This window comes from Halobacteriovorax sp. RT-2-3, from assembly GCF_047085075.1.
Lineage (GTDB): Bacteria > Bdellovibrionota > Bacteriovoracia > Bacteriovoracales > Bacteriovoracaceae > Halobacteriovorax_A.
In genome coordinates this window covers 173,542-185,481 of sequence record NZ_JBKIYF010000001.1, presented here as the reverse complement: position 1 = coordinate 185,481, position 11,940 = coordinate 173,542, and the positions used below count along the sequence as shown (strand labels likewise).

Genomic DNA, 11,940 nt, shown 5'->3' with positions numbered 1-11,940 from the left:
TTTTGAAAGATCTACAAGTGCTGTTTAAGCGATGTACAAGTTCAAAATAAAAGGGCCTATTCAGGCCCTCTTAAATGTGTGGTATTTGGATATAATTTCAATTACTTATAATTCAATTGAAAGTAGCTCTGGAAGAATTACGTCTTCGATATTTTGAGTCGTTGTTCCTAGGTGTCCAGCTACATCATCAATGATTTGTTCACGTGCATTTAGATCATTTTTAGCTGCCATAAACTCTTCGATTGATTTACCTGTGAAGTGCTTGATATTGTTTGCGATTGCTTGTTGATCTTGCTCAAGTAGCTCACCATCTTTTGCATTATCAAGCATCTTTTTAACTTCTTTTTCCATCGTTACTAGAGAAAGTGCCTTATCAGCAGGAAGCTTGAAGGCCTGAGAGTATAGAGATGCTTTATTGAACATCTGTAGCTCTTCATCATTTGCGGCCATAAGACCTGTATCCATTGTCTCTTCTTCATCTTCATAGTAGTAACCAGTATCAAAACCTTGGAATACTGGATCACCAAATACATCAGATCCTACATAATCAACGATTTCATAGTTATCACCCCATCCATCACCGATGATTCCATAGTCCCAAGCATCATCTGATTGAATATCACGGAACTCATCAGCTAAACCTTGGTTATTCGAATAGTAATCCCAATATGCAAGTGTTCTTAGGTATGTAATATCAACTGCTACGAACTCATTATACTTAGCATCGAAATAAACAAAGAAATCTTCTCTAAGAGAATCATACTGATCCTTCTCAAGAGTGTTTAGGTCATAGTAATAAGGATCTACACTATTAAGTGCCGATACAAAACCTTGTGCTGTCACATATGGAGAAGTGTATCTTCCATAAGTAGACGATGAACTTGAGCCTCCGCTCCCACCGCAAGAAACAAGTAACGTACCAAGTGCTGCAACCGCTAATAATTTTTTCATTTATACTCTCCCTCAAAAAAATTGATACCTCTGCTATTCAGCAAGGCCAGTCATTAATAAAATCTTCGTGATTTTAAAATTAGAATAATGAAACTAGTTCAAGATTCATGCCAACTTTTGTCTCATAAAGTTGATGTTTTTAGTACCACATTGGCCCTAAACTGGATTATTTACTGGTGCTTTAAGAAACTGTTAGAAATATCAGGTCCAAGATGCACCTTGCATCGCAAAATAAAGACACTGTGCACACCAATAAAGATTTAGGATCCTTTTAAGATTGACCACTTAGACAATATTACTTATATTTTATTTTTAAAATATAAAGGTTATTTCAAGATGAAAGAAGCTGTTGATATGGACATTGAGATTGTTGAAAAGAAGCTACTTGAGTACTTACCTCATTATGAAGCATTTTTTTCAAAAGTTGGCTTTAAAAGAATTGAAGGTGCCATCTTTGGTGTACTTGTCTATTCATCTAGGCCACTAGCTTCTGATGAAATTGAAAAAATCTTAGGCTTATCTCAGCCTGCAGTCTCTAGTGCTCTAAAGACTCTTGCGACTTATAAAATGATCATCACTCATGATCACCCAGAAATTAAACGTATGAAGATACATGAGGCCAATGATGATGCCATCAATATTGTCTCAAATATCGTAAAGAAGCGTGAGCTCGAAATAATCGAAGAATTTGAAAATATCACACAAGAATCTCTTAAATTTGTTCACGATGAAAAAAGAAAGAAGCGCTTAACTAACATCCTAACAACGACTCGATTTGCTAGGTCTCTAAGTGAATTTATCATCTCTATTAGCAAGGAGCTTGATAATCCTTATATGGCCATTGAAAAGTTTCCAATGGTCACTAAAGTGCTGAAGAACTCACTGACAGATATTAATCAAATAAAGTCAGGGATCACATCTGGTTTAAGGAACTCTTTCCTTAATATTGTTTCAAAAATAGAAAATGAAAAACATAGTAATAATGGAGTTAATGAATGAACTTATCTCGTGTTGTCATCACGGGTGTAGGCCTTACTGCACCAAATGGAAATAGCTTAAATGAATTCCGCTGCGCTCTTTTAGAGCAAAAGTCGGGAATCACTTATGAAGAAGTACGTTTTATGGGCCAGATCCCTGTAGGAAAATGTGACTTTGACGAAAGAAAGCACCAAAAAGGAAAAATGAGAAAACGTGGAACTCGCGTCGGTGGAATCTCTGTCTACTGCTCAAAAGAAGCGCTCGATGATGCTGGACTTGATCTTGCAACACTTGATAAATCAAGAATTGGTATTTACTTAGGTATTACAGAGCACGGACCTGTTGAAACTGAAGAAGAGCTTTTCCAATTTTATAAAAACAATGAAGAAAAGCCTGAGCTTTGGACTCATCACCATAACCCAAGAACAGTTGCAAATAATCCTGCAGGGGAAGTTTCACTAAACCTTGGAATTACTGGACCTCACTATACAATTGGAGCTGCGTGTGCGGCAGGAAATATGGGACTAATTCAAGCAGTTCAAATGCTTCAACTTGGAGAAGTTGATCTTGCACTTGCTGGTGGAGTTTCAGAGTCATCGAACTCATTTGGTAACCATGTATCTTTCAAAGCACAAGGTGCACTAGCAGATTTTCCAGAAGATCAAACGCGTGCCTCGCGCCCACTTGATAATAATAGAAATGGAATCGTTATCTCAGAAGGTGGATGTGTCTACACTTTAGAAAGATTAGAAGATGCTCTAGCTCGTGGAGCTAAGATTTACGGAGAAGTTGCAGGTTATCATACAAATAGTGATGCAACAGACTTTGTTCTTCCTAATCCTGAGCGCCAGATGGAATGTGTCCACAAAGCAATAGCAAAAGCAGGTATCACAATTAATGATATCGATATTGTGAACCTTCATGCAACTGGTACAAAGATGGGTGATATCCAAGAAGTAGCAGGAATAAAAGAAGCTTTTAAAGATGCACCAGAAGTTGCAGTAAATTGCACTAAAGGTTTAATTGGTCATGCAATGGGTGCGGCCGGAGCACTTGAGCTTGCAGGGAACCTACCTAGTTTTGAAGATGGCCTAGTACACCCATGTCACAAGATTGATGAAATCGATCCTGAGTGTGCAATGGATCAGCTTGTACTTGAAGCACCACTAAAGAAAGACGTTAAATATATCCTTAACAACTCATTTGGGATGTTAGGAATTAATTCAACTTTAATTATAAAAAAATACGAAGCTAAGGCTTAACTTTAAATTATCACAGGAGAAAAATATGACACCAGAACAAGTAAGACAAATCGTAGTTGATATTATCGCAGATATTGCAGTTGATGACGATGTAACTTCAATCGATGATGCAACTCCACTAAGAGATCAACTAGACCTAGATTCAATGGACTTCCTTGATATCGTAATGGAACTTAAGAAACAACACTCAATTGAAGTACCTCAAGAAGATTACCCTGAGCTAGCTTCAATGAACTCTTGTGTTGCTTACCTAACACCAAAATTTCAATAAATTTAATAAGGGCCACAACCGTGGCCCTTTTATAAAGTAAAAACTATGACACAAAAATATGATGTAATTGTAATTGGCGCTGGAATGAGTGGACTTGCAGCAAGCATTCGCCTTGCTATGTTTGGCAAGAAAGTTGTGTGCTTAGAAAAACACTCAATTTCAGGAGGGCTTAACTCTTACTACCGTCGCGGTAAAAGAAATTTCGATGTTGGCCTTCATGCCCTAACAAATTTTGCGACCAGAGGAGAAAGAGGAAAACCTCTAACAAAACTTCTTAAACAACTAAGAATTCCTTGGTCAGAACTTGATCTTATTGAACAGAAACAATCAAAGATTATATTCCCTGAGACAACACTGACATTTACAAATGACTTTGCAGTTCTTACGCAAGAAATTGCAGACAAATTCCCAGCATCAATTGATGAGTTTAATCAATTTGTTGCCTATATTAGAGACTTCAACGAAGTCGCCCTAAATAATGAAACTTATATGGCAAAAGATGTTGCCAGAAAATATATTAAGAATGAAAAGCTAATTTCCATGATTTTTGCTCCGCTGTTGATTTACGGATCAGCATGGGAAGATGATATGGATTTCTCTCAATTTGTTATCATGTTTAAGAGTATCTACCTTGAAGGTTTTGCAAGACCTGATGGTGGGGTTAGAAAAATCATTAACCTCTTACTTGATAAGTATGAAGGACTTGGCGGAGAACTTCGTTTTCGCGCAGGTGTTGCTTCTATTAACACTAACTCAGATAAAGTAACGAGTGTGACTCTTGAAAATGGTGAAATCCTTGAATGTGACAAGGTCATCTCAAGCATGGGACATCCAGAAACGATGGCCATTACAGAAGGTCAAAGCGCACAAAAGGTTGCAGTAGGACCGATGACTTTTTGTGAAACAATTCTTTGTCTTGATGAGCGACCAAAAGACTTTGACATGAATGATACTATTCTTTTCTATAATGAGAGAGAAGATTATCAGTATCGCGGGCCAAGCGACTTTATTGACAATAAGAGCGCCGTAATCTGCTTTCCAAATAATTTTGCAAGTGATGATAGTGATGAGGGAGTTATTCGCCTTACCTATATGGCAAATTATGAAAAATGGAAAGAGTTAGTAAACTCAGATCGCAAGGCCTACCTTGCGATGAAAAATGAAGTTTATGAGCAATCACTTCAAACTTTAAAAAAGATATATCCAAATGCCTCACTTGATGTGAAATTCAAAGATGTTTTCACTCCACATACAATTGAGCGCTACACTGGACACCTTCGTGGATGTGTATATGGATCAACAGATAAGCTAAGAGATGGAAGAACTCCAGTTGAAGGACTTTATCTATGCGGAACGGATCAAGGCTTCCTTGGGATTATCGGATCCATGCTAAGTGGAATTTCCATGGCAAACCTACATGGATTAATGGAATAAAAGGCACCATATGAAATATAATAATGTTGTAATAGAAGACTATGCATACATCGAACCGCCAGAGGTTCTAACAAGTGATAAACTTGAAGAGCTGCTCTCACCTCTTTACACGAGACTAAAGCTTCCACAAGGAAGGCTTGAGCTTATGACGGGAATCAAATCACGTGGTTTTTGGCCTAACTCAACTAGGCCAAGTTCAATTGCAACAGAAGCTGCAAATAAACTCTTAGATAAATTATCTAAGAAAGGAATTAAAAAAGCAGATGTAAATCTTCTTATCAATTCAAGTGTATGTCGTGACTTTCTTGAGCCATCAACAGCATCAGTAATACACTCAAATTTAGAGATGCCTAGCGAGTGCATGCTCTTTGATATTTCAAATGCTTGTCTTGGAATGGTGAGTGCTTGGGAAGTGGTTGCCAATATGATTGAAACAGGTGCGATTAAAAGGGCCATTATTGTTTCAGGTGAAAACAGCGCTCCTCTATTAGAAAATACTATCAAAACTTTAAATGAAGACGAGTCAATTACAAGAAAGTCTGTGAAGAAATTCTTTGCAAATTTAACAATTGGTTCAGCAGGTGTCGCCTACTGCCTTGCTCACAAAAGCGAAGCACCAAGTGCGCCGCAAATTACTTCTATTACAAATCGTAGTGATTCAGCGGCAAATAAATTATGTCAAGGTGATGGGAATCCAGAATCTTTAGTAATGGAGACGGATTCAGAGGAATTACTAAAGTATGGAAAGGCCCTTGCAAAGAAAACATTTGCTGACTCAGGACTTAATCAAGACGAGATTGATATTGTGATTGGCCATCAAGTAGGAAAGGCCCACAAAGAAATAGTCTTGGGAGAACTTGGTCTACTTAATCATAAAACTTTTGATACCTTTGATACATTGGGAAATACCGGCTCTGCCGCACTACCAATCACTCTTGCAAAGATGAATGACATTGAAGGAATTGAAAAAGGTAAGAAAATTGCCCTTGTTGGCATTGGGTCTGGGCTATCATGCTCAGTACTAGGAGTAAGTTGGTAATGAACTGGAAAACAGAATATCCATATAAGAGTAACTTCATCGAAATTGAGAATAAGAATTATCACTATCTAGACGAAGGAAATAAAGATGCTGAAGTCATTGTTATGCTTCACGGAAACCCAACATGGTCGTTCTATTACAGAAATATTGTAAATGAATTAAAAGATACATACCGCTGTATTGTGCCAGATCATTTTGGTTGCGGCCTATCTGATAAGCCACAAGATTATGACTATACATTAGAAAATCATATTAACAATGTATTGACTCTCCTAGATAAATTGGGAGTGAAAAAATTTAAACTACTTGTTCATGATTGGGGTGGTGCGATTGGAATGGGTGTTGCAACATCACGCCCGCAAGATGTAACTGGTGTAATCTTACTAAATACAGCAGCATTCAGATCTCTTGATATTCCAAAAAGAATTGCCCTTTGTAAGCTGCCTGTAATTGGAGAGCCAATGGTGCGTGCATTTAATGCATTCGCTTGGCCTGCAACTTTTATGACGACGACAAAGCCTTTAGCAAAGCATATTAAAGAAGGATACCTTCATCCTTACAATAACTATGCAAATCGTATTGCGACAGCTCGCTTTGTAAAGGATATCCCTTTATCAAGTAAACATCCAACATATTCGAAGCTTTCTCAAATTGAAGACAATTTGAAAAATGTAACATGCCCTAAGATGTTTCTTTGGGGAGCTCAAGACTTCTGTTTTAATATGGATTTCCTAAAGCGTTGGAAGGATTTTTACCCTGACAGCAAGTATGTAGTATACCAAGATGCTGGCCACTACGTGATTGAAGATGAGAAAGAAAATTGTCTTAAGGAAATAAAAGGTTTCTTAAATGAATATCGCGCATAGGATCGAAAATTGGGCCCAAAAGACACCTGATAAAATCTGTTTAAAATTCCCTAAAAAAACTGGTAGTGGTTATCTCTATGATGAGCTGACATTTAAAGAATTTAATCAATTAAGCTCTCACTATGCAGCTGCATTAAACCAGGAAGGAATTCAAAAAGGAGACAAGGTTCTTTTATTTGTAAGGCCATCTTTTGACTTTCCTGCCCTAACATTTGCACTTTTTAAAATTGGAGCAATACCAATTTTAATTGACCCTGGAATGGGACTTAAAAACCTTTTTAAAGCGATTAAAGATGCAAAACCTGACTACCTAATTGCAGTAAATATTGTTCATATCCTAAGAATGTTTAAAAAGGATAGCTTCAAAAGTATAAAAAAATATTTTACGACTGAAGGTAAACTATTTTCACATTTAACAACAACCAAGTCACTAAAAGAAAAAGATCAGCTAACATATGATACTGAGAAAGTTGAAAATTCTGATCTTGCAGCAATTCTTTTTACATCAGGCGGAACAGGAAGACCTAAGGGTGTAGAATACACTCATGAGATCTTTAATCGTCAAACTGATGTCTTACAAGAACTCTTTGGCTTAACACCTGAAGATGTTGATGTACCAGGCTTTCCCCTCTTTTCATTTTTTACAATGTCGATGGGGATGACGAGTGTCATTCCAGATATGAACCCAAGCAAGCCTGCAAAATGTAATCCTGAGGCACTTGTTAAGAATATTAATGATAATGGTGCCACTTTCATTGCTGGCTCACCAGCAATTTGGGAGCGCGTTGGGGACTACCTAGAGAAAACCAACCAAACACTAAAGACGGTGAAATATGTCGTCATGTTTGGAGCGCCAGTTAGAAATGAAGTCCATGAAAAACTAATCGCTCGCCTTGAACGAGAGGATGCTGACACTTATACACCTTATGGAGCAACTGAGTGCTTGCCTGTGAGCTGCTTTAATGGAAGAGAAGTCTTAACGAACACACAATTTGAGACGGCACAAGGTGGTGGAACTTGTATAGGCCTACCTTGTCCTGGTGTCGAAATTAGAATCATTAAAGATGTTGATGGTGTTATCAAAGACATTCAAGATACTAAGCAATTAGCAAAAGGTGTTGTTGGGGAAATTATTGTTCGTACAAAAACTGCGACAGCGGCCTATCATGAGCTTCCAAACAAAACGAGAGAAGCTAAAATTTATGATGGTGATACATTCTGGCACCGAATGGGAGACCTTGGAAAGATAGATGCACAAGGGCGAGTATGGTTTTATGGAAGAAAGGCCCATCAGGTAAAGGCCCACGCTACGACATACTACCCTATTTCAACGGAAGCAATTTTCAATAAGCACCCTCAAGTAAATAAATCGGCACTGATTTGGATTTTAAGAAATAACCGTGTTCGTCCTGCCCTGAGTATTGAACCGAAAGGACGAGTTCTTAATAAATCACGCCTTAAGCAAGAGCTTAAGATTATGGCAAATAAATATAGTCATACTAAAGATATAGATGAGATCTACATCTGTTCTAAATTTCCAGTAGATATTAGACATAATATAAAAATTGATCGCAAGGCACTGGCCCAAATGGCACAACAGGGAAAACTTAGGTAATTAAATGAATATACTCGTCACAGGTGTAACAGGCTTTTTAGGCTATCATATAGCAAAGGATCTTTTGGCCGCAGGTCATGATGTATTTAACTTCTCTAGACGTGAAACTGATGAAGTTAAAGAGCTGGGTATAAAAACACACCAAGGAGACCTTACCAATTATCAAGATATCAGAAACGCATTGTCTGAAATCGATGCTGTTTTCCACGTTGCCGGAAAAGTTGGGATGTGGGGAAGAAAAGAAGATTTTGAAAGAATTAATATTGAAGGAACAAAAAATCTTTTAAAAGCAATGAAAGAAGCAGGCGTTAAATATCTTGTCTACACGAGTACCCCAAGTGTTGTCTTTGGAAAAGATGAAATAAAAAATGGTGATGAAGCCTTAGAATATCCAGAAAATTATTTGAATGAATATGCCAGGACAAAATCTATTGCGGAAAAGCTTGTCCTTGCAGCAAACACTCAAGATCTTCTAACAACAGCAATTCGCCCTCATTTAATCTACGGAGAAAGAGACAAGAATATCATCCCTACTCTAGTTGAAAGGGCCAAGAGTGGACGATTAAAAATAATTGGTCATGGAGATAATCTCGTCGATATTAACTATGTCGAGAATGCCTCTTATGCGCATGTAATGGCCCTAAATGAGCTTGTTGGAGAGGCCAAGAATAAAGGTAAGGCCTATTTTATTGGTCAAGAGCGACCAGTAAATCTATGGCACTTTATTAATGAACTACTTATGGCAAAAGGAGTTGCTCCTTTAACAAAGAAAGTACCATTAAGGATAGTCTACATTATTGGTGCAATTTGTGAGTTCATCTATAAGTTAATCGGTAAATACGATGGCCAACCGGCAATGACAAGATTTGTGGCCCTTCAAATGGGAACATCTCATTATTTTAAACACAATAACGCATTAAATGATTTTGGCTATTCTCCAAGAATTTCAATCGACGAATCAATTGAGAAGATAAAAAACTAAAGCACTTAGGATTAAGCGATAGATCAGAAAGTAGCTGAATTGAATTCGCTTAATCAATTTCATAAAGAAATGTATTGTCGCAAGGCCTACAAGAAAAGAAACAAGAACGCCAATAGCACAATTTAAAACCTCAAATTGAGCGTCTTGTGGATTGCCAATCAAGTTGTAAGACTTTAATAAGAATGCGGCAAAGATTAAGGGAAGAGATAAAAGGAATGAAAAAGAAGAAGCATCCTCTTTTGAAAGCCCTAGAAATCGAGCTGCCGTTATTGTTATTCCAGAACGAGAAACACCAGGAAAGATTGATAGAACTTGCGAAAGGCCTATTACAATTGAAGAAGATGCCCTGAAGCCTTCCATATTTTTATTCGTCTTACCGATTCGATCTGAAATAAAAAGTAAAATACCAAAGAACGCCAAATTAAATGCAATAAAGACTTCGTTTCGGCCATAAGTTTCGGCCGTAGATTTTAAGATTAGGCCAAAAAAGCCCGTGAAGAAAGTTGCTATAATAAAGTTCTTAGTAAAGTTATCGCAGCTTCTTCCGGGAATAAAAAATAAGAAAGAGTTCTTAGCAATTCTTCTCACATCGTGATGAAAATAGATACCAACCGCAAGAGCAGTCCCTACGTGCATGGCCAAATCAAAGAAAATACCTGGGTCTTTAAACTCATAGATAAAAGGTAGTAGAGCGAGATGTCCAGAGCTAGAAACTGGTAAAAATTCTGTTAGCCCCTGAATAATTCCATAGACGACTGCCATCCATAATGTCATCTCTCAACTTCCTTTGTTACTTCTTAACGCTTGCGTTTGCGCTTACTTTTATTCTTTTTAGTATTTTTTGACGTATCTTTTTTCTTGTCTTCAGAATTACTCTTTAATTCTGAAAGCATTTTTGCATCCTTTAATTTTAGAGCAAGTAAGATATCATTAAAACCTTTTATTGTTGCCTTTGAATAAGAATTTACATTTTTTTCCATTGCTAGTTGAAAAACTAATGCAAATCGCTGTAAGGCCGAACGTACACTAGAAATATAATTATCATTTCCAGACTCTATCGCTCTAATTGCATCTTTCTTGTAATATTCAACTAGGTAGTTCTCTAGTCCACGGGAGTAGTTTTTCGAGATCTCGACTTGTGAATTATTAGAGATAAGATCAAAACCTGCCAATGGATTAAAAATCTGATCTTTTACCCAAATTGCTAAGCGTTCACTTACTTGCTCTCCCCATCTTGCTTTAAAAAAAAGAGCATTTGCAAAAGCAGTTTGCGCTTTATCATTATCAAGGTTTCTGTCCCAAATGCTTTTATAAACGACAGGCCTTAGAAGTGAAAGGCTGAAAAAAGTCTCACGGTAAATTATATTTTCACCAGAATAATCTTTTTTTCTAATCAGGATATTTTCACCACTTTTAATAAAGTCGATATAATTATCATTAGTTATTTCAAGTAACTTCTCTAATTCTAACTTAAGTTGAAGATAAGGAAGGAATTGAAAATGACCCCTTAATAGTAAACTCGGAATACTTTTATAGTTAACGAGAAATGCATTTGAAATCAATTCAAATAACTCCAAACTAGCTCTACTACTTAAATAGTAAAGTTCATCATCTCCCCTTTTTGATAACTCTAATACTTTACTCAACTCGGGATAATACAGATCAAATAGAAACAGATTATCACGAGCAATCTTAACCAACGAATAAAGATCAAAGCGAGAAGAAATTTTAAAGATTCCCTTATTATTAAGCTTCGTATCCCAAATAGAAATTAGTGGACGATAAATCGTTTTCGAATCAACTTTTCTAATTTCAAAACTAGGCCTAATTGTAAATCTCGAATTATCTAAATTTGTAAAACTTGAAAATCCCAAAGATGTTGAGCCAATTTCAGCAAAAGATTCAAAATCAGTAATTTCACCCTCAACAAAAGTTTTTAGGCCGAAATCAACAAACTGCGAGCTAAACAATTGTTGCTTATACATTAAGGCACTAAATGGAGTTACTCCAATTGCAACAACACAGATGATTGTGGCCATGAGATAAGAGACTACTTTTGACTTATATGTAATTCGGGATGCTGTAAGCCTCACACTAAATGGAGACTCAATCCCCTTTGCAAAAACATCAAGTAATAAGCGTACTGGTAAGAGAATCAAGCGCATGATTGCACCCAATCTCTTTTGCATGGCCGTATTAGCAATGATCCTTACACCACAAAAGTATTGTCCAATTGTTATGCTGAAAAATAATGAGCAATAGAAAACGTAGAGAAAATACGTCATCAGATAAACATAGAGATGCTGTAGTGAAGCGCTTAGATTTTTTATCGAAAAAATAGCATTTGTAATGGATAAGATAAATTCACTACCAAGTAGAGCATAACTTATAAATAAGCACAGGCATAAATCGATGATGGTAGCAGTAATTCTTAGGTAGCGATTTGAATAAAACGTCATAGATAAATCAACCAACGGCCACTATTTTTGGCACTGAAATTTTAAATATTCTCAATTATAGAAGTATTTTAACACTATGAAAT

General features: G+C 36.7%; 11 protein-coding genes. 8 read left to right on the top strand and 3 right to left on the bottom strand.

What is annotated here, in order from left to right:
• Positions 1-105: 105 nt before the first annotated feature.
• Positions 106-951, bottom strand: a complete 846-nt coding sequence (locus ACMAYX_RS00890; protein WP_103217112.1) for a hypothetical protein — start codon at positions 949-951, stop codon at positions 106-108.
• 336 nt (positions 952-1,287) lie between these two features.
• Here ACMAYX_RS00890 and ACMAYX_RS00885 point away from each other — a divergent pair, with 336 nt between their 5' ends.
• The 8 genes from ACMAYX_RS00885 to ACMAYX_RS00850 are packed head-to-tail and all read left to right on the top strand — an operon-like array spanning position 1,288 to position 9,398.
• On the top strand, positions 1,288-1,950 hold the full coding sequence (locus tag ACMAYX_RS00885) for a GbsR/MarR family transcriptional regulator (protein WP_103217111.1): 663 nt from the start codon (positions 1,288-1,290) through the stop codon (positions 1,948-1,950).
• Positions 1,947-3,191, top strand: a complete 1,245-nt coding sequence (locus ACMAYX_RS00880; protein WP_103217110.1) for a beta-ketoacyl-[acyl-carrier-protein] synthase family protein — start codon at positions 1,947-1,949, stop codon at positions 3,189-3,191. The genes ACMAYX_RS00885 and ACMAYX_RS00880 overlap by 4 nt, the downstream gene beginning before the upstream one ends.
• Before the next feature lie 25 nt (positions 3,192-3,216).
• Complete coding sequence (locus ACMAYX_RS00875) at positions 3,217-3,462, top strand: acyl carrier protein (protein WP_103217109.1); 246 nt, start codon at positions 3,217-3,219, stop codon at positions 3,460-3,462.
• 45 nt (positions 3,463-3,507) lie between these two features.
• Positions 3,508-4,896, top strand: coding sequence for a phytoene desaturase family protein (locus ACMAYX_RS00870; RefSeq protein WP_412471392.1), 1,389 nt, complete (start codon positions 3,508-3,510; stop codon positions 4,894-4,896).
• A 10-nt stretch (positions 4,897-4,906) separates the two neighbouring features.
• Positions 4,907-5,935 carry a 3-oxoacyl-ACP synthase III gene (locus ACMAYX_RS00865; protein WP_412471391.1) on the top strand — a complete coding sequence of 343 codons (1,029 nt, stop codon included), beginning with the start codon at positions 4,907-4,909 and terminating at the stop codon, positions 5,933-5,935.
• On the top strand, positions 5,935-6,801 hold the full coding sequence (locus tag ACMAYX_RS00860) for an alpha/beta fold hydrolase (RefSeq protein ID WP_412470585.1): 867 nt from the start codon (positions 5,935-5,937) through the stop codon (positions 6,799-6,801). The genes ACMAYX_RS00865 and ACMAYX_RS00860 overlap by 1 nt, the downstream gene beginning before the upstream one ends.
• Positions 6,785-8,416: a fatty acid CoA ligase family protein gene (locus tag ACMAYX_RS00855; protein WP_412471390.1), complete on the top strand. Its 1,632-nt coding sequence runs from the start codon at positions 6,785-6,787 to the stop codon at positions 8,414-8,416. The genes ACMAYX_RS00860 and ACMAYX_RS00855 overlap by 17 nt, the downstream gene beginning before the upstream one ends.
• Before the next feature lie 4 nt (positions 8,417-8,420).
• Positions 8,421-9,398, top strand: a complete 978-nt coding sequence (locus ACMAYX_RS00850) for an NAD-dependent epimerase/dehydratase family protein (protein WP_412471389.1) — start codon at positions 8,421-8,423, stop codon at positions 9,396-9,398.
• Here ACMAYX_RS00850 and ACMAYX_RS00845 read toward each other — a convergent pair.
• Together ACMAYX_RS00845 and ACMAYX_RS00840 are read right to left on the bottom strand one after the other, a co-directional pair.
• On the bottom strand, positions 9,375-10,172 hold the full coding sequence (locus ACMAYX_RS00845; protein ID WP_103217103.1) for an undecaprenyl-diphosphate phosphatase: 798 nt from the start codon (positions 10,170-10,172) through the stop codon (positions 9,375-9,377). The two genes, ACMAYX_RS00850 and ACMAYX_RS00845, sit on opposite strands and share 24 nt — an antisense overlap.
• A 23-nt stretch (positions 10,173-10,195) precedes the next feature.
• Positions 10,196-11,857 (bottom strand): RDD family protein, encoded by a 1,662-nt coding sequence (locus ACMAYX_RS00840; protein ID WP_146037785.1) that lies wholly within the window; start codon positions 11,855-11,857, stop codon positions 10,196-10,198.
• Between the last annotated feature and the right edge of the window lie 83 nt (positions 11,858-11,940).

Coding starts and splice junctions, on each gene's coding strand:
- ACMAYX_RS00845 (WP_103217103.1), bottom strand. CDS start 10,172: ATGACATTATGGATGGCAGTCGTCTATGGAATTATTCAGGGGCTAACA.
- ACMAYX_RS00875 (WP_103217109.1), top strand. CDS start 3,217: ATGACACCAGAACAAGTAAGACAAATCGTAGTTGATATTATCGCAGAT.
- ACMAYX_RS00860 (WP_412470585.1), top strand. CDS start 5,935: ATGAACTGGAAAACAGAATATCCATATAAGAGTAACTTCATCGAAATT.
- ACMAYX_RS00870 (WP_412471392.1), top strand. CDS start 3,508: ATGACACAAAAATATGATGTAATTGTAATTGGCGCTGGAATGAGTGGA.
- ACMAYX_RS00865 (WP_412471391.1), top strand. CDS start 4,907: ATGAAATATAATAATGTTGTAATAGAAGACTATGCATACATCGAACCG.
- ACMAYX_RS00880 (WP_103217110.1), top strand. CDS start 1,947: ATGAACTTATCTCGTGTTGTCATCACGGGTGTAGGCCTTACTGCACCA.
- ACMAYX_RS00890 (WP_103217112.1), bottom strand. CDS start 951: ATGAAAAAATTATTAGCGGTTGCAGCACTTGGTACGTTACTTGTTTCT.
- ACMAYX_RS00840 (WP_146037785.1), bottom strand. CDS start 11,857: ATGACGTTTTATTCAAATCGCTACCTAAGAATTACTGCTACCATCATC.
- ACMAYX_RS00855 (WP_412471390.1), top strand. CDS start 6,785: ATGAATATCGCGCATAGGATCGAAAATTGGGCCCAAAAGACACCTGAT.
- ACMAYX_RS00885 (WP_103217111.1), top strand. CDS start 1,288: ATGAAAGAAGCTGTTGATATGGACATTGAGATTGTTGAAAAGAAGCTA.
- ACMAYX_RS00850 (WP_412471389.1), top strand. CDS start 8,421: ATGAATATACTCGTCACAGGTGTAACAGGCTTTTTAGGCTATCATATA.